This is a genomic window from Bradyrhizobium sp. 186 (assembly GCF_023101685.1).
Lineage (GTDB): Bacteria > Pseudomonadota > Alphaproteobacteria > Rhizobiales > Xanthobacteraceae > Bradyrhizobium.
Window position 1 is genome coordinate 90,679 of record NZ_CP082164.1, and the last position, 18,410, is coordinate 109,088.

Consider the following 18,410-nt stretch of genomic DNA (forward strand, 5'->3'; position numbering starts at 1 on the left):
CTGAACCGATAGCATTTGGAAAGGCGATGTCGTTTCGGGCGGACAGGTTTGATGGCGCAGAGGTGGTGCCCTTCCCCAAGCGAAGGGCCCTTGGCGCATCGGCTGCTCGTCCCGAAGCTCGACTGCCGGTCCTCATCGTCCTGCATCAGGAATCCTCGACGCCCGGCCGCGTCGGCAATGCGCTCCGCGCGCTCGGCCACCGCCTCGACATCCGCCGTCCCCGCTTCGGCGATCCCTTGCCGGATACGCTCGAGCAGCATGCCGGCGCCGTGGTCTTCGGCGGCCCGATGAGCGCCAATGATTCCGACGACTACATCCGCCGCGAGATCGACTGGATCGAAATTCCGCTCCGCGAACAGCGGCCGTTTCTCGGCATCTGCCTCGGTGCGCAAATGCTCGCGATGCAGCTCGGCGCCCGCGTCGCGCCGCATCCTGCGGCCATAACCCAGATCGGCTATTACTCGATCCGCCCGACCGCGGCGGGACACTGGCTCTGCCCGGATTGGCCGGCGCAAGTCTATCACTGGCATCGCGAAGGATTTGAGCTGCCGGCCGGCGCTGAACTGCTTGCGGAAGGCGCCGATTTTCCGGTGCAGGCGTTCCGCACCGGAAATGCCTTCGGTGTGCAGTTTCATCCCGATGTGACCTACGCGATGATGCATTGCTGGACCACGCGCGGCTATGACGGCCTGAGCGCGCCCGGCGCGCGCGAGCGCCATCATCATTTCGCGGACCGTGCCGTCTACGACGTCGCGGAACGCGCCTGGCTCGATCATTTCATCGACGGCTGGCTGGCGCGTCGGCCGGCACTCGCGCAAGCCGCCGAGTGATCGCGCGTTTGCGCAACCAGCCCTTGCCTCATCCCCGATTATGCTAGGCTCGCTGCCAACGAGCGCGCGCGAAGGCGCGCCGAGAAACCGAGGGAGAGCGCCATGGGTTACGAACACATTCTCTACGAGGTGAGCGACAAGATCGCGACCATCACGCTCAATCGTCCCGACCGCATGAATGCATGGACGCCAATCATGGAGCGCGACGTGCGTCACGCGATGGAGACATCAGCCGCCGACGACAATGTCCGCGTCATCGTGCTCACTGGCGCGGGCCGCGCGTTCTGCGCCGGTGCCGACATGGATGCGCTGAAAGGGCTCGATCCCAACGACGTCAGGCGTGCATCGAACCTGCCCCCCTTCGATATGAACCGCCGGCCGGACTGGCAGACGCCTACGGCTTCTATCCGTCGATTGGAAAGCCGGTAATCGCCATGCTCAACGGCGCGACCGCAGGCATCGGCCTCGTGCACGCGCTCTATTGCGACCTGCGCTTTGCCGCCGACAACACCGTCTTCACCACCGCCTTTGCGCGCCGCGGCCTGATCGCCGAGCACGGCATCAGCTGGATGCTGCCCCGCATCGTCGGTCATGCCAATGCGATGGATCTGCTGCTCTCGGCGCGGCGCGTGACGAGCGACGAGGCGCTGCGGATCGGACTGGTCAACCGGCTCTGCCCGCTCGAAAAGCTTCGCGAAGAAACCTGTGCCTATGCGCGCGATCTCGCCGATTTGGTCTCGCCGAGCGCCATGGCCGTGATCAAGCGGCAGCTCTACGAGGTGCCGTTCCAGAGCCTGGCCGAGGCCACGACCGAGGCCAACCGCGAGATGCTGGTCGCGCTCAACGGCAGCGATTTCCGGGAGGGCGTGGCAAGCTTCATGGAGAAGCGGCGGCCGCGGTTTATCGGGAGGTAGGGGGAGATCTTTCGGGGCAGTCCGTCTTCGCCCTGTGGACTACGCCGGACACCACGCTTCGCCCTTCGGGTTCTGCGCGGCTGCGCCACGCGTAGCCCGAAGGGCGAAGCGTGGTGGAGCCAGGCGGGATCGAACCGCCGACCTCGTCATTGCGAACGACGCGCTCTCCCAGCTGAGCTATGGCCCCGTCGCGGTCCGCTCTGGTCAATGCGGCCGACAACCGGGCGCCATTTAAGTCCCCGCCAAGGTCAAGTCAAGGACGGGCGTAACCCGGTTTTAGCCATCCTGACGCCCGAACTTCCCTTGTTTGGGCCGGAGGGAACCGATATCTAGCAAAAGGCGTCAATCCCCACCCGAAGCCAGAGTTTTCAAAAGCCATGCGTGCCGTTCTCGACATCGTCATCATCGTGCTCGATCTCTACGTCTGGCTGCTGATCGCGTCCGCGATCCTGTCCTGGCTGATCGCTTTCAACGTCGTCAACACCCGCAACCAGTTCGTGTCGGCGGTAGCGGAGTTTCTGTACCGCATCACCGAGCCGGTGCTGGCGCCGATTCGCAATTTCCTGCCAAGTCTCGGCGGCCTCGACATCTCGCCGATCATCCTGATCCTGCTCATCATGTTCATCGAGCGGGTGATCCTGTACTACATCTACCCGAACGTGATTTAGGCAGGCGGGAGCGCCTTGGTTGCCAAGGAACCTTGGCGTTACTCGGCCGCAGGCATCAGCATAGCGCTGCGGGTGACGCCGCGCGGTGGCCGCGACGGCATCGACGGGATCGAGCAGTTGGCCGATGGCCGCAGCGTGCTCAAGGTGAGGGTGCGCGCCATCGCCGATGGTGGCGAGGCCAATCGGGCGGTCCTGGCGCTGCTGGCGAAATCGCTTGGCGTGCCCAAGGCCAGCGTGAAGCTCCTGTCCGGGGCGACCTCGCGACTGAAGCAGATCGCGGTCGACGGCGATCCGGCGCGGCTCGGCGAAACTCTGCGCCAGCTCGCCTCGGCCAAACCACAGATTTAAGGAACTGACATGACGGCCAAGATCATCGATGGAAAAGTCATCGCGGCGGAACTTCGGGCCCGTGTCGCCGACGAGGTCGCCCGCGTCGCGCGCGAGCACAATCTGGTGCCGGGCCTTGCGGTGGTGCTGGTCGGCAATGATCCCGCCAGCGAGGTCTATGTCCGCTCCAAACAGACCCAGACCCAGACCGCGGGTATGGCTTCGTTCGAGCACAAGCTGCCGGCCAGCGTCTCGCAAGGAGATCTTCTCGCGCTCGTCGCAAAACTCAACCGCGATCCCGCCGTGCACGGCATCTTGGTGCAATTGCCGCTGCCGAAGGGCGTCAACACCGAGGCCGTCATCAACGCGATCGATCCCGCCAAGGATGTCGACGGTCTGCATCCGAACAACGCCGGCCGGCTCGCCGGTGGTTTCGAGGCGCTATCGCCCTGCACGCCGCTCGGCTGCATCATCCTGACCAAGAGCGTGCATGCTTCGCTCGAAGGCATGAATGCCATCGTCGTCGGCCGCTCCAATCTGGTCGGCCGCCCGCTGGTGCAGTTGCTGCTGAACGAGAACGCCACGGTGACGATCGCGCATTCGCGCTCGCGCGATTTGCCCGGGCTCGTGAAGCGCGCCGACCTCGTCTATGCCGCCGTCGGCAAGCCGGAGATGGTGCGCGGCGACTGGCTGAAGCCGGGCGCGACCGTGATCGACGTCGGCATCAATCGCATCCCCAAGGGTGACGGCAAGACGCGTCTGGTCGGCGACGTCGCCTATCAGGAGGCGCTCGGGGTTGCTGGCGCGATCACGCCGGTGCCGGGCGGCGTCGGCCAGATGACGGTGGCCTGCCTGCTCGTGAACACGCTTCGTGCCGCCTGCGCGATCGCGGGCCTGCCGAAGCCTGCGGTGTAAGCGATCTGTCGTTCCGGGGCGCACGAAGTGCGAACCCGGAACCTCGAGATTCTCAGGTGCGCAACTGCGCACCACAATTCGATGCTAATGGATCGCTCCGGAATGACGACTACGTCGTCACTTCTTCTTCTCGCGCTCGATGCCCTCGAGGATCAGCTTGTGCGCTTCCTCGGGGCCGCCCCAGCGCAAAATCTTCACCCATTTGCCCTTCTCGAGATCCTTGTAGTGCTCGAAGAAGTGCTGGATCTGCTGCAGCGTGATGTCCGGCAGATCGCTATAGGTCTTCACCTTGTCGTAGCGCTGCGTGAGCTTTGACGACGGCACCGCCAAAATCTTCTCGTCGCCGCCGGCTTCGTCTTCCATCATCAGCACGCCGACCGGACGCACGCTCATGACAGCGCCGGGGATGATGGCGCGGGTGTTGATGATCAGGACGTCGCAGGGGTCGCCATCGTCGGACAGCGTGTGCGGAATGAAGCCGTAGTTACCAGGGTAACGCATCGGCGTGTAGAGGAAGCGGTCGACGACCAGCGTGCCGGCTTCCTTGTCCATCTCGTATTTGATCGGCTCGCCACCCACTGGTACTTCGATGATGACGTTGACGTCGTGTGGCGGGTTGGTCCCGATCGAGATCGCATCGATACGCATTCAAGGCTCCGTTGTTGCCGAGGTGAAATCGCGCCCGGCAGCGATTTGGCACCGTCATACGCGGGCTTGGCCCGCCTATCCATCGCGTTTTTGTGAAATAATGAATCCGGCGATCACCGGCTCAAAAGGCAGCGGTATCGACGGAGAGGGATCGCTGCCGGTTACGCTTTCAGCAGCTCAATTGGTCCAAGCGAAGGCAACCTTGTCGAGCGACTTCGGCCCGAATCGCTCCGAGGAGCGCGCCACCATGCGGCCGCCCAAGGCCCGGTAAAACTCCGTCGCCGGATCGTTATCGGACAGCGCCCACACCACCATGCTCTTCAAATTGCTCTGCATGAGGTCGCGGCGGGCGGCAGTGAACAGGCGACGACCAAAGCCGAGGCCCTGGAATTCCGGGCGCAGGTAGAGCTCGTAGATTTCGCCGTCGAAGTGCAGGCTGCGAGCGCGGTTGCGGCCGTAATTGGCGTAGCCCGCGATCTTGTCGCCGAACACCAGCACGCTGACGCGGCTGCCCTTACGAATCGCGCTGTCCCACCATTGCGGGCCGCGGCGGTTGATCAGCTTTTCCAGCTCGGCGCCGGGAATGATGCCCTGATAGGCCGAACGCCAGGCTTCGTCATGGGTTGACGCCACCGCAGTTGCGTCTGCAGCTTTGGCCGGCCGGACCTCGATCAGGGTTGTGCTCATGGACACGATCAAACCAAGTCGCCGCGCCGGCGGCAAGACCTATCGTTAATTATCGGTTAACCTGTGGACTTTCTGCATCAGTATTTTGACCATGTTGTACCGAAAAAAGACAAGCCGCCGCCTTGGACGGCACCGACTTGCTATTCGTCGGTGCAAAACTGCTCTGCGGTAACGAATGAACGGCGATGGCACCGCAAAAAGTCCGCCCGGAATGATTCGTTCCTACTAGTCTGGCCCTCGCTGTCCGTGTTCGCCTTCGGCAATTCATGCGGCTCTCCAACATCCTTGCCCTTCTGCCTCTGCTGGCCCTGCTGACTGCGCCGCCTCTGTGCGCTCAGGTCACGTTTGGTTCATCGGGAGAGGAAGGCGCGCCGTTTCGCCGCCAGCAATGGCGCGTGCCGTCACCGGATACCGATATTGCCGCGCATGCGCTGCTGTTTCGTCCGACCGGCGTCGGTTCGTTTCGTCTGGCGGTCATCGCGCATGCCACCACGCAGAACGTGCTGCGTCGCGCGCAAATGCCGCAGCCGGAATACCGCGCGCTCGTCGCGTATCTCGTCGCGCGCGGCTTTGCCGTGCTGGTGCCGGAACGGCTCGGCCACGGCGCGACCGGCGGTCGCTATCTCGAGGACCAGGGTGGCTGTGACGAGGCGGACTATGCGCGTTCAGGCCGCGTAACCGCGGCGGAAATTTCGCTCGCGCTGGAATTCTTGCGTAAGCAGGATTTCGTCCGCAAGGACGCCGCCATCGTGATCGGCCATTCCGCCGGTGGTTGGGGCGCGCTGGCGCTCGCGAATGCCGATCCAAAAGCGATCGCCGCGATCATCGCGTTCGCGCCTGGGCGCGGCGGCCACGCCAACGATGAGCCGAACCGGATCTGCGCGCCGCATACGCTTCTTGCAGCCGCCACTGTGTTTGGCAAGACGGCGCGCATTCCCGTCATATGGCTCGTTGCGACCAATGACAGCTATTTCGCACCGGCGTTTTCGCAGGCATTGGCAGATGCGTTTCGCGGCGGTGGCGGCAAGGTCGACTTCCGCTCATTGCCGGCGGTGGGCAGCGAAGGCCACTGGATGATCGAGACCGAAGCCGGTGTCAAAGCCGCCGGCAGTGAGTTCGACCGCGCGTTGAAGCCGGTGGCGGGCGGCAAGCGACCATAGGCACCAGCCTGATGGACATGGGCATCGGCGTGCTGATCGCCTTCCGCCGCACCGCGGCGATCGGGCTGGTCGCGGGTATCGTCGCATCGTTCGGCTATATGGGGGGTGCGGCGATCCTGACGCCTGACCTCTGGATCGAGCCGCTCGGCGCGCTGGTGAAGATCGGGCCGGCTATTGTGCTAATGCTGGTCGCGCTCCTGATGCTGGACAATCGCTGATGCAAAAATGGCCCGACGATGACGTGATCCTGTTCGACGGCGTCTGCATCTTCTGCTCGCGCTGGGTCCGCTTCGTCGCGCAGCGCGATACGGCGCGGCGGTTTCGGTTCACGCCGGTCCAGTCGAACTACGGGGCCCGGCTCGCAAAAACGTTCGGAATTGATCCGGACGATCCCGATACAAACGCGGTGGTCCACGGTGGCGAGGTGTTCTTGAAGTCAGACGCTGCGCTGACGGTGCTGTCGCAGCTGCCGGGATGGCGCCGGGTGCGCATGTTGTTCGCGGTGCCGAAGCCGCTGCGGAATGCGGTGTACAACCTCATCGCGCGCAATCGCTATCGCATCTTTGGGAAGTACGAAGCGTGTTTTGTGCCGGACGCCGATCTGCGCGCGCGGGTCATTGAATGAATTCGTCTGCGAGCGCAGCGACGAGACGCGCCTACGAACTCGGTGTCGTCCCGGCGAAGGCCGGGACCCATAACCACAGGGAGAGGTTTGACGAAGATTGGCAGTGAAGGAATCAATCCGCGGTACCAATACCGAGGTTCACCGAGAGATCACGCGGTATGGGTTCCGGCCCCTCGTGCGCAATTGCGCGCTCGGCCGGGACGACGTTGGGGATATGACGCAATGACGGCGTCCGATCAGTCTTCCCCGAGAGCCGCGAGCACTTCTTTCGCCGCCCGTTCTCCGCTGTCTCGCGCCCCATGCGCCGTCGTGAAGAAATTCGGCGACGTCGCTTCGCCCGCGAAGAACAGCCGGCCATCGACCGGCGCCGCCAACACCGCGCGGTCGCCGGCATGGCCGGGCAGCGCATGCGAATAGGCGCCGCGGGCGAAGGGATCGTGGGCCCAGCGCGTTTCGGCGAGCGGCTTCAGCTTGCGCCGGATATCGTTGCCGAGAAAGCCTGCGATCTCGTCGATGCTTTGGGCCGCGAAGGCGCCATCGCCGGCGTCTTCCAATTCGCGCGCAAAGCTGCCGCCGAAAAAGCCCTCGATGCAGGGCTGGCCGAACGGGCGGATGTGATAGGTGCCCATCGCGGTGCGCATGGTGGCGCCGCGCAAGTTTCCCTCCTTCGGGAAAGCCTCCGCATCCTCCAGCGCCAGCGTTACCTTGTCGTCGACGCCGAGCGGCAGGCCGGCTGCCGCATCGACCTTGGCGGGCACCGGCGGCGCAAAGCGGATCGCCTCGTCTGCAATCAAATTGGTCGGCACAGTGACGATCACCTTGGCGGCATCGAGGGTGCCGAGCGAAGTTTCGAGCCGGATGCGCTGGCCGGAATGGTCGATGAGCGCGACGTTGCAGTTCAGTGTGAACGGGCAGGAAGCGCCATAGGCCGCGATCAGAGTCCCATATCCGGCCCGCACGCGCCAATTGAAGTAAGTGTCCTCGTAGGCCTCCATGTCGAAGATCGAGACTTGATCGAGCTCGCACCCATTCACATAAGTCGAGACCGCGTCGATCATCGGGTTCCAGCGGTTGCCGAGTTCGAGATAGCGTGCGGCAGGCGCATCCTCAGCTTTTTCCGCAGCCTCAGAGGCACGATAGTAGAATTCATCCATCGCGCGCACAAAATCCCTGCGCGCGACTTCCGGAAAGGCCTCGCCAAAGGCGCGATCGCTCCAGGGCGGCAGATCCGTGTTGACCTCGAAATCGAGCTGGCGGGCGATCGGGACGAAGGAGTTCTTGTCTGCCGAATGGAGCCAGCCGCAACCGACGTCGAAGGTCACTTCAGGTGAGGCCTGCACGGTCCAGGCCCGTCCGCCGATGCGATTGCGCGCCTCCAGCACGATCACCGAGAGGCCGGAGCCGCGTAGGGCGTGCGCCGCGCCGAGGCCCGCAGCACCGGCGCCGATGATCGCGACGTCGACGGAGGAGGGAAGGGAACTCATCAGCGGGCTCTAGCACGTTCGCTGAAGCGGCAGAAGATGCCGCGGGCGATCCGGTATGCCCGAGAAGGTGGCGGGAGGCGGAGAAGCCGCAGAGCCCTACCCCTTCCTCACATCCCCCGCCTCGGCCTCGCTCGCCTCCAGCGATGCCGGCTCGATGTGATAACGCTTGGTCAGCGGCATCTGCGCGATGGCAAACACCATCGTCAGCGGCGTCACGCCAAACACCTTGAAGTTCACCCAGAAGTCCGTGCTCTGGGTGCGCCAGACGATCTCGTTCAGAATCGCCATGCCGAAGAAGAACAGCGCCCAGCGCAGCGTCAGGATGCGCCAGCCCTGCGGGGTCAGGTTGAACATCTGGTCGAACATCACGGCGATGAAGGAGCGGCCGAACAGCAGCCCGCCGCCGAGGATCGCGGCAAACAGGCCGTAGATGATCGTCGGCTTGACCTTGATGAAGGTCTCGTCGTGCAGCACTAGCGTCAGCGTGCCGAACACCAGCACAATCACGCCGGTCACGATCGCCATGATCGGCACGTGGCGCGTCACCACATAGGAGGCGATCATCGCAATGACGATCGCGACCATGAAGGCGCCGGTCGCCGCGAAAAGGTTGAACTTCGCATTCACGAAAAAGAAGATGAGCAGCGGACCGAGCTCGGTCGCAAGCTTGAACAACGGATGCGGCTGGGTCTTGTCCATTTTTCAGCTTTCGATTCCGGCAATGGCGCGGGCGAAATCGCGCGCGGTGAACGGCGCGAGATCGTCGACGCTCTCGCCGACGCCGATGAAATGCACGGGCAGTTTGAATTTTTCCGCGAGCGCGACCAGGATGCCGCCGCGCGCGGTGCCGTCGAGCTTCGTCATCACGAGACCGGTGACGCCGGCGGTGCGGTGGAAGGCCTCGACCTGGGACAGCGCGTTCTGGCCGACCGTGGCATCGAGCACCAGTAACACCGCATGCGGCGCGGTGGCGTCCACCTTCCGGATGACGCGCACGACCTTTTCGAGCTCGTTCATCAGCTCGGACTTGTTCTGGAGCCGCCCCGCGGTGTCGATCAGGAGCACATCGATGTTCTGCTCCTTCGCCGCCGTCAGTGCGTTGAACGCGAGGCTCGCCGAGTCCGAGCCCTGCGCACCGGCGATGACCGGCGTCTTGGTGCGCTCGCCCCAGACCTTGAGCTGCTCGATCGCGGCCGCGCGAAACGTGTCGCCGGCGGCCAGCATCACCTTGCGGCTTTCGGCCGCAAACTTTGCAGACAGCTTGCCGATAGTCGTGGTCTTGCCGGAACCGTTGACGCCGACCACGAGGATGACGAACGGTTTTTTCGCCGCATCGATCTCGAGCGCCTTCGCGACCGGCGACAACACCTTCTCGACTTCGGTCGCGACGACGTCCTTGACCTCGTCCGCCGAGATCGCCTTGTCATAGCGCCCCGTGCCGACGGCGTCGGCGATCCGCACCGCGACCTCGGTGCCGAGGTCGGCGCGCAGCAGCACGTCCTCGATATCGTCGAGCATGGCGCGGTCGAGCTTGCGCTTGGTGACGAGGTCGGCGACCGCGGTCCCAAGCGAGGACGACGTGCGCTTCAGCCCGTTGGACAGGCGGCGCCACCAGCTCAGCTTTGGGGTCTCGGGGGTGGTATCGTTCATGGTGGCGGTGTGTTAGCCGTTCCCGCAAGCAAACGAAAGTCTTGAACGAAAGTCTTGCAATTGCTCGATGTTCCCGAATTGACCGCCGACGAAATCCTGGCGCGCGTGCTCCATCGCGACGGGCTGATGCTGGTCATCGACAAGCCGGTGGGCCTGCCGGTGCATCGCGGCCCCAAGGGCGGCGCCAATCTGGAAGCATCGTTCGACGCCCTCCGTTTCGGCCTGCCGCGGCCGCCAGTGCTGGCCCACCGGCTGGACAAGGACACCTCTGGTTGCCTCGTGCTCGGCCGCCATCGCAAGGCGACCGCCTCGCTCGGCCTCCTGTTCAAGCACGGCAAGATCGGCAAGACCTACTGGACCCTGGTCGAGGGCGGCCCCACTGAGGATGAAGGCACCATCGACATGCCGCTGGGCCGGCTCAATGCCGAACGCGGCTGGTGGCAGAAGCCCGATCCCGAGGGACAGAAGGCCGTCACCAACTGGAAGGTGATGGGCCGGGGCGCGGGCCTGACCTGGCTCGCCATGGAACCGGTCACCGGCCGGACCCATCAATTGCGGGTGCATTCGGCCGCGACGGGATGGCCGATCTTCGGCGATAACATTTACGGCAACGGCCCGCGTTTCGGCGAACCGCGCCTGCATCTGCATTCCCGCGAGATCGTGGTGCCGATCTCCAGGAACAAGGAGCCGGTCCGCGTGGTGGCCCCGGCCCCGCCCCATATGCACGAGCGGCTCCGCGCCTGCGGGTGGACTGGAGAATAGCCGCGTCCCCGTGCACGGTTTACGAAACGTTCAGCGCTCGTCTCTAATGATAACGGTTGCTTAGAACAAGCTTCCGTCAATCCGCTCAGGACGAGCAGCGCGTCATGTCCAACGCCGAGCTATCGATCATCGACGAGGTCGAATCCGCGATTCGACTCGGCTCGGCGGAAAAGGGCCTGGAAACGGCCCGGCGCGTCACTGACCTGTTCCTGTCCTCCGCCGGCAGCTTCGACGACGAGCAGATCGCGCTGTTCGACGACGTGCTCGAGCGCCTGATCGGCACGATCGAGCTGCGGGCGATCGCCGATATGGGCGCGCGCATTGCGCTCGCCGAGATCAGCGCGCAGCTCGCACCGATCGCGCAGGCGCCGCCGTCCGTGATCCGCCGCCTCGCCAACAATGACGAGATCCGCATCGCCGGCCCCGTGCTCCAGGAATCGGCGCGCCTCGATGATGGTGAGCTGGTGAAGATCGCGGCGAGCAAGGGCGAGCCGCATCTGCTCGCGGTCGCCGGCCGCTGGTGGCTGAAGGAGATCGTCACCGACGCGCTGCTGGCGCGCCGCTATCCGAGCGTCAGCCGGCGGCTTGCCGCCAATCCGGGCGCACGGGTCTCGGGCAGCGGATTTGCCGTCATCGTCGGACAGGCCGAGTCCGATTCCGAACTCGCCGTGAGCATCGGCGTTCGCGTCGACCTGCCGTCGGAGCTGCGCCGCCAATTGCTGCGCTCGGCGACGGATGTCGTTCGTGCCCGGCTGCTGTCGCGCGCGCCGCCGCATCTGTTCGAGGAGATCCAGAGTGCTATTGCAGCCGTCACGGTGGGCGTCGAGCGCGAGATGTCGGGTGTTCGCGACTTCGAAGGTGCCAAGCGTGCCATCGCGAATCTGAAGGCGGCCGGCGAGCTCGGCGAGGCGAGGCTGCTCGGCTTCGCGACGCAGCGGCGCTACGAGGAGACTGTCGCTGCCTTGGCGGCGCTGTCCGGATCGACCATCGAGGTCATTCGCCCGTTGATGCAGAGCCTGCGCGACGACGGGCTACTGGTGCCGTGCAAGGCGGCGCAGCTCAGCTGGGAAACGACGGCTGCCGTGCTGGAAAGCCGCTATGCCACCGGCGCGATGAAGCCGGCCGATCTCGCCAAGGCGCAAGGCCATTTCGCCCGCATGACGCCGGAGAACGCACGGCGCACGCTCCGGTTCTGGCAGGTGCGGGCGTCGTAGACGGCATCCAGCAAGGCACCACGCATCCACACCCTCGATGTCGTCCCGGCGAAGGCCGGGACCCATATGTGGACGGCCCCCGTGGCACAAGAGCTTTTTGGTGAGATCGGATCGCTTGCATCCATATGTCCGGCCTGTTGAGTGCGATGGATTAGATCGCTGGCCAAGATGGTTTGCGCGATGCGGGTTCCAAACAACCCGGCGACCTGCTGGCGGCCAATGGGTCCCACGGAATGTCTCGCATCGTTGCTCGATCGATCGCTCCATCTGCTCCTGCAGCTCCGGGTCGGCCGGCGAGCGAGCCCGCCGGTCGGCCAATCTGTTAGGCGGGGACTACCGCGGCGGCATTCAACCGTGCCGCGTCGTAACTCTCGCCGCTGATCATCAGCTTCCAGGCGATGCGGGCCACCTTGTTGGCGAGCGCCACGGCCGCAAGCTTCGGCGGCTTGCGCGCAATCAGCGCCAGCAGCCAACGTGAGTGTTGGCCGCGGCCTCGTCGGGCCTGCTGGATCACGGCCGTGGCCCCGATCACGAGCAGCCGCCTCAGATCCTCGTCGCCCGCCCGGGTGATCTTGCCAAGCCTGGTCTTGCCGGCGGTGGAGTGGTCCTTGGGCGTCAATCCCACCCAGGCCGCAAAGTGACGACCGGAGCGGAACGCCCGCGGATCCGGCGTCTTCATCACCAGCGCGGTGGCAACGATCGGACCGACCGAGGGGATCTGCGCCAAACGCCGGCCCATGGCATCGCCACGGTGCCAGGCCATCAGCCTGGCTTCGATCGCCTCCAGCTCGCTCTCGAGCTTGGCGCATTCGCGGCCCAGCACGACAAACAGCTCGCGCGCCAGGACGGGAAGCGTCTCGTCCTGCGCAATCTGCGCCAGCAACGGCTCGATCTTGTCCAGCCCCTTGGGCGCAATCAGGCCAAACTCCGCCGCATGGCCGCGGATCGTATTGGTCAACTGAGTGCGCCGGGCGATCAGCCCGTCGCGGATGCCCGTCAGCATCAATGCGGCTTGCTGCTCGGCGCTCTTCACCGGCACGAACCGCATGGTCGGTCGGCTCATCGCCTCGCAAAGCCCTTCCGCGTCCCGTCCGTCGTTCTTGTTCCGCGACACGTAGGGCTTCACCAGTTGCGGCGCCATCAGCTTCACCTCGTGGCCGAGCTTGCGAAGCTCTCGCGCCCAATGTTGCGAAGCCCCGCAGGCCTCCATCCCGATCACGGTCGGCGGCAACTTGGTGAAGAACTCGAGCACCTGCTTGCGCGAAAGTTTCTTGCGCAGCACAGGCCGCTCATCCTCATCAACCCCATGCAGCACAAAAATATACTTCGACGTATCCATTCCAATGCGGATAATCTGGTTCACGGGCGGCTCCTGCGAATGAGTTTCTGACAACCTCATTCTGGCACACTGATGCCGTAGGGGGCCGTCCACCCCATCAACCACAGGGAGAAGTTTGACGGAGACTCTCAGTTACTCTGCTTCGCTGGGACAAGCACCGCAGGTGACTGATAGATCACGCGGTATAGGTCCCGGCCTTCGCCGGGACAACATTGGGGATGCAGTTGCGACGCAACTCACGGCAACGGAGTCACACCGTCAGCCGCTCGCCATCACTTCCGTCAATCCTCAGCGGCATCACGCTCCCGACCTTTGCGCCCGCAATCGCCACCGGCAGATAGTGCTCCGTGCGCCCCTGGCTCCCGCTCTCGATCAGCACGTCGCGGGTCGCGCCGATCTCGGCTTGCAGCCTCAGCCGTAGCGCGGCCTCACCGGCGAAACGGAGTCGCTTCGCGCGTTCCTTGATGACTGGACCCGCGACCTGCGGCATGCGCGCGGCCGGCGTGCCGGGGCGCGGCGAATAGGGGAAGACGTGCAGGAAGGTGAGGCCGCATTCCTCGACGAGGTCGAGCGAGCGCGAAAACATCTCCTCCGTCTCGGTCGGAAAACCCGCGATGACGTCGGCGCCGAACGCAATGTCCGGGCGGAGGCGGCGTACCTGGTCGCAGAATGCGATCGCGTCGCTGCGCGAATGCCGGCGCTTCATGCGCTTCAAGATCATGTCGTCGCCGGATTGCAGCGACAGATGCAGATGCGGCATCAGCCGCGCATCATCGGCGATGGCGTCGAGCAGATCGGCATCGGCCTCGATCGAATCGATCGACGAGATGCGCAGCCGCTTCAATTCCGGCACATGCCGCAGGATCTGCTTCGTCAGCATTCCGAGCTTCGGCGTACCCGGCAGGTCGGCGCCATAGCTGGTGAGATCGACGCCGGTCAGCACGATCTCGGCATGGCCGCGCTGAGCAAGCGCCCGCACCTGATTAACAATCGCGCCCATCGGCACCGAGCGCGAATTGCCGCGGCCGAACGGAATGATGCAGAAGGTGCAGCGATGGTCGCAGCCGTTCTGCACCTGCACGAACACGCGCGGCAGGCCGGCCGCAAAGCCGTCGACGAGATGCGGCGCCATCTCCTTCACCGCCATGATGTCGCTGACCGCGATCTTCTCGCTGGCGCCGATGGCGAATGCATCGCGCGCATCGCGCCATGCAGACGTTCGCATCTTGTCGTCATTGCCGACGACGCGATCGACCTCCGCCATGCCGGCAAACATTTGGCTTTGCGTCTGCGCGGCGCAGCCGGTGACGACGATGCGCGCCTCCGGCCGCTCGCGTTTCAATTTGCGGATCGACTGCCGCGCCTGCGCCACCGCTTCGTTGGTGACGGCGCAGCTGTTGATGACGATGGTGTCGGAAAGTCCCGCGCCCTCAGCCTCGCGGCGGATCACTTCGGCCTCGAACGCATTGAGGCGGCAGCCGAAGGTGACGACCTCGACGCCCATCACCCGACCGGCGCGAACAGCGCCGGATCGAAGGCGCCCTCATATTCGAAGGTCGCCGTGCCCGTCATCAGCACGTGATCGTCGCGCTCGCGCCATTCGATGCCGAGCTTGCCGCCGGGCAGCGTGATCTCGACATTGCGGTTGACGCGCTTCAGGCGCGCCGCGGCGACAGCGGTGGCGCAGGCCGCCGAGCCGCAGGCCCTGGTCAGGCCGGCGCCGCGCTCCCAGGTGCGGATCGTGATGTGCTCGCGATCGACGATATGGGCGAGCGTGATGTTGGCGCGCTCGGGGAAGATCGGATGGTTTTCCAGCAGAGGACCAAAACGCTCGAGATCATAGGCGTTGACGTCGTCGACCCAGAAGACCGCGTGCGGATTGCCCATGCTCACCACTGATGGCGAATGCAGAATCGGATTGTCGATCGGCCCGATCTGCAATTCGATGTAGCGGGTATCGCGAAACTCTTCCGCCAGCGGAATATCCTGCCAGCCAAACTTGGGCGCGCCCATGTCGACGGTGTAGAGGTCGGGCGCCGGGCCCTGCCAGCAATTGAGCAGGCCCGCAGGCGTCTCGAATGTCGCCGTGGCCTGCCCGGTCTTCTCAAAGATTTGCCGCACCACGCAACGCATGCCGTTACCGCAGGCGCCGGCCTCCGAGCCGTCGTTGTTGTAGATGCGGATGAAGGCTTCGGTGCCGTCGAGCCGCGGCTTCTGAAGCACCATGAGCTGGTCGTAGGGCACGCCGCCCTGAGCCGATGCCACGGCGCGGGCGTCGTCCGGCGTGACCGGCGAGGCGGAATCGCGCATGTCGACAACGACGATCTCGTTGCCGATGCCATTCATCTTGGCAAATGCGTGGTTGGCCAGCGCGCTCATGAAAATTCCTGAATTCCGCCCGTCTTATATGGCGATCCTTGGCGGCTTGACCAGTGATTTGGGGCCGATGGCCATGACGCATCTGTCATGGGACGAATTCGGCGCTCGCGTGTTAGAACGGCGCGGTTCGCGCCAACCGGGACGCGCGGCCGGTTAAGGCCTTGGTGGGTTAAGGACTTGGTGAATTAAGGCCTTGGTGCGTAAGGTTTTGGGGAGAATAGAATGAATCGCTTTTGCCGTCTCGCTTTTGCCGCGCTGATCCCGGCAGCGGCCCTGTCGCTTGGCGCTTCCGGCAGTTGGGCGCAAACCCAGAGCCCCGCGCCCGCCGCATCGGCCAGTCCCCAGCCGGCGCCATCTGCATCGCCGTCCCCGGCCGTGAGCGCCTCGCCCGCGCCTGTGGCCACGCCGTCGCCGGCGGCCAGCGCCTCACCCTCGCCCAGTCCGGCGGCCCCGCCCGCTGCGGCCACCACCCCAGCCCCGGTGCAGATCGCCGATCCCTTCGGCTTGGAGACCGCGCTCGAGCCGAAAAAGGTCGTCATGGTCAAGGGCACCGCCAATTGGGACTCGGCCTTCGACACATTGGTCGATGCCTTCAAGGCGCTGAACGCGCTGCTGGACAAGCAGGGCATCAAGCACGCCGGCAATTCCATGATCGTCTACACCTCGACCGACGATACCGGCTTTACCTTCCTCGCCGAGATCCCGGTCGAGCAGGATCCGAAAAACTTGCCCAAGGACATGAGCGTCGGCAAATCTCCGGAGGGCAAGGCGCTGAAATTCGTCCATCGCGGCTCCTACGACAATATGGACAACACCTACGAGGCGATCACCAATCACCTCGACGACAAGAAGCTCGAAGCCAAGGATACGTTCATCGAGGAGTACCTTACCGATCCCCTGAAGACGGCCGAGGACAAGCTTGTGATCAACGTTTTCGTGCCGCTGAAGTGAGATCGATGAACAAGCTTGCCGCCATTGCCTCCGTTTTCGCCGCCGCGCTGATCGCGGCTCCCGCGCTCGCCGACGATTTTCCAGCCGCGATCTCGGTGAGCGGCGAGGCGACCGTATCAGCGGCGCCTGACCTCGCGCAGATCGACGCTGGTGTCGCCAATGACGCCAAGACGGCGAAGGAGGCCTCCGACGCCAACAACGCCGCAATGGGCAAGGTGCTGCTGGCGCTGAAGGCCGCCGGGATCGCCGAGAAGGACTACCAGACCTCGCGGCTGTCGTTGCAGCCGCAATATGCGCCGAACCGCAGTGGCGGCGCCTCGCCGGTGGTCGGTTTCCGCGCCAGCAATCGCGTCACCGTGAAGATCCGCGACGTGACCAAGGTGGCCGGCATCATCGACACGCTGGTCGGCGCCGGCGCCAACGATATCGGCAACATCTCCTTCGAGGTGACGCAAGCCTCAAAGCTGCTCGACGATGCGCGCGTGCAGGCCGTTGCCGATGCCCGCCGCAAGGCCGAGATCTACGCCAAGGCCACCGGCGTCACGCTCGGCTCGCCACTCAGCGTGTCCGAAGGCGGCGGCCCGGTCCCGCTGTTCAAGGCGAGGATGGCGACGGCGCCGATGGCCGCAGCGCCCGCCTCCGTTGCACCGGGCGAGGAAACGCTGTCGGTGACGGTGAGTGTGAGCTGGGCAATCAAGCAGGGGCAGTAGCGGCGCTCGTAAGAGGCGCGCTGCTGCAAGAATTCCAGCTGTCGTCCCGGACAAGCGCGCTCGCTCCGCTCGCTTGTCCGGGACGACAGCGGAGCAAAAAAGCGCGCAGAGCTAGATCTCCACCACCTGCCCCGGCTTCATCGCCACAAATTGCTCCTGCGGGATGTTTGCAGCATCCAGCGCCTCAACCAACGCCTTCGCCGGCGCATCGATCGCTTCATCCGTCAGCTGAAACGTCCCGTGATGATGCCCGAGCGCGGCCAACGCGCCGCAATCGGCGAGCGCTTTCACCGCGTCATCCGGATTCATATGCTGATCGCGCATGAACGAGCGCGGTTCGTAGGCGCCGATGGGGAGGATCGCCAGACGTAACGGCCCATGCGCCTCGGCGACGCGGCGGAAGTGCTTGCCCTCGCCATAGCCGGAATCGCAAACGACATAGATCTTGCCTGCCGGCGTCTCCAGCACGAAGCTCGCCCACAGCGCCTTGTTGCGGTCAAACATGCCGCGCGCCGACCAGTGCCGCGTCGGCACCAGCGTCACGGCCACACCGTCGCCGAGCTCGACGCGATCGTGCCAGTCGAAGGCTTCCACCTTGATCGCGGGACCGGCGCCGCGCATCGTGACGTCGTTGCCGAGCGGGGTGACCACGCGCGGGGCAAAATTCTTGGCGAGCCGCGACAGCGTCGCGATGTCGAGATGATCGTAGTGTCCGTGCGAGACCAGCACGACGTCGATTTTCGGAAGTTTCTCGAACGCGATGCCGGGATCGTTGTGCCGTTTCGGTCCGGCCCACCCCACCGGCGAGACCCGCATCGACCAGACGGGATCGACCAGGATGTTGAGGCCGCCGGCCTGGATCAGCCAGCTTGCGTGGCCGACGAAGGAGAGCCGGGCCTTGTCGCCGTCGACGCGGGCCGGGGGCGTATCGGCATGCGGGCTCGGGACCCAGTCCGGCCAGGTCGCGCGCTGCCGCCCGCCGCCGAATTGCCAGCGCAGCACCTCGCCAAGCGATTTCGGCGGCACGCCGTCGGGATCAAAGAAATTCAGGCCGTCGAAATGGTCGGAGACGGGGCCATCATAGGTTTTCATGCGGGACATCCAGAGGGACGGAACACCGATCAACGCCACCGGCCAGTAGTCCGAA

Annotated in this window: 19 protein-coding genes, 1 tRNA gene and 2 pseudogenes; 12 read left to right on the forward strand and 10 right to left on the reverse strand. The window is 64.7% G+C overall.

The genetic code is table 11. The features are described from left to right. Positions 1-26 precede the first annotated feature (26 nt). Both IVB18_RS00425 and IVB18_RS00430 read left to right on the forward strand, forming a co-directional pair. On the forward strand, positions 27-830 hold the full coding sequence (locus IVB18_RS00425; RefSeq protein WP_247987389.1) for a glutamine amidotransferase: 804 nt from the start codon (positions 27-29) through the stop codon (positions 828-830). Between the two features lie 102 nt (positions 831-932). Then, positions 933-1,744 (forward strand): annotated as a pseudogene (locus IVB18_RS00430) (enoyl-CoA hydratase). A 111-nt stretch (positions 1,745-1,855) separates the two neighbouring features. Here the strand turns inward: IVB18_RS00430 and IVB18_RS00435 are convergent. Continuing rightward, positions 1,856-1,931: transfer RNA gene (locus tag IVB18_RS00435), tRNA-Ala, on the reverse strand. A 190-nt stretch (positions 1,932-2,121) separates the two neighbouring features. On the opposite strand from IVB18_RS00435, the gene IVB18_RS00440 reads away from it, so the two are divergent. The 3 genes from IVB18_RS00440 to IVB18_RS00450 are packed head-to-tail and all read left to right on the forward strand — an operon-like array spanning position 2,122 to position 3,654. Further along, positions 2,122-2,412, forward strand: a complete 291-nt coding sequence (locus IVB18_RS00440) for a YggT family protein (RefSeq protein WP_007598721.1) — start codon at positions 2,122-2,124, stop codon at positions 2,410-2,412. A 15-nt stretch (positions 2,413-2,427) separates the two neighbouring features. Then, positions 2,428-2,760 carry a DUF167 domain-containing protein gene (locus tag IVB18_RS00445; protein ID WP_247987390.1) on the forward strand — a complete coding sequence of 111 codons (333 nt, stop codon included), beginning with the start codon at positions 2,428-2,430 and terminating at the stop codon, positions 2,758-2,760. Between the two features lie 9 nt (positions 2,761-2,769). Beyond that, positions 2,770-3,654 carry a bifunctional methylenetetrahydrofolate dehydrogenase/methenyltetrahydrofolate cyclohydrolase gene (locus IVB18_RS00450; RefSeq protein WP_247987391.1) on the forward strand — a complete coding sequence of 295 codons (885 nt, stop codon included), beginning with the start codon at positions 2,770-2,772 and terminating at the stop codon, positions 3,652-3,654. Between the two features lie 117 nt (positions 3,655-3,771). Here the strand turns inward: IVB18_RS00450 and ppa are convergent, their stop codons facing one another. Continuing rightward, entirely contained in the window at positions 3,772-4,302 is a 531-nt protein-coding gene (gene ppa / locus IVB18_RS00455) for an inorganic diphosphatase (RefSeq protein ID WP_247987392.1), read from the reverse strand. 177 nt (positions 4,303-4,479) lie between these two features. Then, positions 4,480-4,989 (reverse strand): GNAT family N-acetyltransferase, encoded by a 510-nt coding sequence (locus IVB18_RS00460; RefSeq protein ID WP_027533231.1) that lies wholly within the window; start codon positions 4,987-4,989, stop codon positions 4,480-4,482. Between the two features lie 266 nt (positions 4,990-5,255). Here IVB18_RS00460 and IVB18_RS00465 point away from each other — a divergent pair, with 266 nt between their 5' ends. The 3 genes and pseudogenes from IVB18_RS00465 (at position 5,256) to IVB18_RS00475 (ending at position 6,774) form a co-directional block, all read left to right on the forward strand. Next, entirely contained in the window at positions 5,256-6,149 is an 894-nt protein-coding gene (locus IVB18_RS00465; RefSeq protein WP_247987393.1) for an alpha/beta fold hydrolase, read from the forward strand. Then, a pseudogene (locus IVB18_RS00470) lies at positions 6,143-6,367 on the forward strand (DoxX-like family protein); the annotation flags it as partial. The gene IVB18_RS00465 and the pseudogene IVB18_RS00470, both read left to right, overlap by 7 nt. After that, positions 6,367-6,774: a thiol-disulfide oxidoreductase DCC family protein gene (locus IVB18_RS00475; protein WP_247987394.1), complete on the forward strand. Its 408-nt coding sequence runs from the start codon at positions 6,367-6,369 to the stop codon at positions 6,772-6,774. The pseudogene IVB18_RS00470 and the gene IVB18_RS00475, both read left to right, overlap by 1 nt. 236 nt (positions 6,775-7,010) lie before the next feature. Here IVB18_RS00475 and IVB18_RS00480 read toward each other — a convergent pair whose 3' ends face one another. From IVB18_RS00480 to ftsY, 3 genes are all read right to left on the reverse strand, one after another. Beyond that, positions 7,011-8,258, reverse strand: a complete 1,248-nt coding sequence (locus IVB18_RS00480) for an NAD(P)/FAD-dependent oxidoreductase (RefSeq protein ID WP_247987395.1) — start codon at positions 8,256-8,258, stop codon at positions 7,011-7,013. Between the two features lie 96 nt (positions 8,259-8,354). Continuing rightward, positions 8,355-8,957: a septation protein A gene (locus tag IVB18_RS00485; protein WP_247987396.1), complete on the reverse strand. Its 603-nt coding sequence runs from the start codon at positions 8,955-8,957 to the stop codon at positions 8,355-8,357. 3 nt (positions 8,958-8,960) lie between these two features. Then, positions 8,961-9,908, reverse strand: a complete 948-nt coding sequence (gene ftsY / locus IVB18_RS00490; RefSeq protein WP_247987397.1) for a signal recognition particle-docking protein FtsY — start codon at positions 9,906-9,908, stop codon at positions 8,961-8,963. A 60-nt stretch (positions 9,909-9,968) separates the two neighbouring features. Here ftsY and IVB18_RS00495 point away from each other — a divergent pair, with 60 nt between their 5' ends. Continuing rightward, positions 9,969-10,670, forward strand: a complete 702-nt coding sequence (locus IVB18_RS00495; RefSeq protein WP_247991930.1) for an RNA pseudouridine synthase — start codon at positions 9,969-9,971, stop codon at positions 10,668-10,670. Positions 10,671-10,774: 104 nt separating this feature from the next. Continuing rightward, a complete protein-coding gene (locus IVB18_RS00500) occupies positions 10,775-11,884 on the forward strand; it encodes a DUF2336 domain-containing protein (protein ID WP_247987398.1) in 1,110 nt (369 codons plus the stop codon). Positions 11,885-12,206: 322 nt separating this feature from the next. On the opposite strand, the gene IVB18_RS00505 is transcribed toward IVB18_RS00500, so the two are convergent. The 3 genes from IVB18_RS00505 to dapF all read right to left on the reverse strand — a co-directional run bounded on the left by IVB18_RS00505 (position 12,207) and on the right by dapF (position 15,602). Next, entirely contained in the window at positions 12,207-13,247 is a 1,041-nt protein-coding gene (locus IVB18_RS00505; RefSeq protein ID WP_247987344.1) for an IS110 family transposase, read from the reverse strand. 226 nt (positions 13,248-13,473) lie between these two features. After that, complete coding sequence (gene mtaB, locus IVB18_RS00510; protein WP_247987399.1) at positions 13,474-14,727, reverse strand: tRNA (N(6)-L-threonylcarbamoyladenosine(37)-C(2))-methylthiotransferase MtaB; 1,254 nt, start codon at positions 14,725-14,727, stop codon at positions 13,474-13,476. After that, complete coding sequence (dapF, locus tag IVB18_RS00515) at positions 14,727-15,602, reverse strand: diaminopimelate epimerase (RefSeq protein ID WP_247987400.1); 876 nt, start codon at positions 15,600-15,602, stop codon at positions 14,727-14,729. Before dapF ends, mtaB begins: the two co-directional genes overlap by 1 nt. Positions 15,603-15,824: 222 nt before the next feature. On the opposite strand from dapF, the gene IVB18_RS00520 reads away from it, so the two are divergent. Together IVB18_RS00520 and IVB18_RS00525 are read left to right on the forward strand one after the other, a co-directional pair. Further along, a complete protein-coding gene (locus IVB18_RS00520; RefSeq protein ID WP_247987401.1) occupies positions 15,825-16,553 on the forward strand; it encodes a GyrI-like domain-containing protein in 729 nt (242 codons plus the stop codon). 5 nt (positions 16,554-16,558) lie between these two features. Next, positions 16,559-17,263, forward strand: a complete 705-nt coding sequence (locus tag IVB18_RS00525) for an SIMPL domain-containing protein (protein ID WP_247987402.1) — start codon at positions 16,559-16,561, stop codon at positions 17,261-17,263. Between the two features lie 111 nt (positions 17,264-17,374). Here the strand turns inward: IVB18_RS00525 and IVB18_RS00530 are convergent, their stop codons facing one another. Further along, positions 17,375-18,355 carry an MBL fold metallo-hydrolase gene (locus IVB18_RS00530; protein WP_247987403.1) on the reverse strand — a complete coding sequence of 327 codons (981 nt, stop codon included), beginning with the start codon at positions 18,353-18,355 and terminating at the stop codon, positions 17,375-17,377. Positions 18,356-18,410 lie beyond the last annotated feature (55 nt).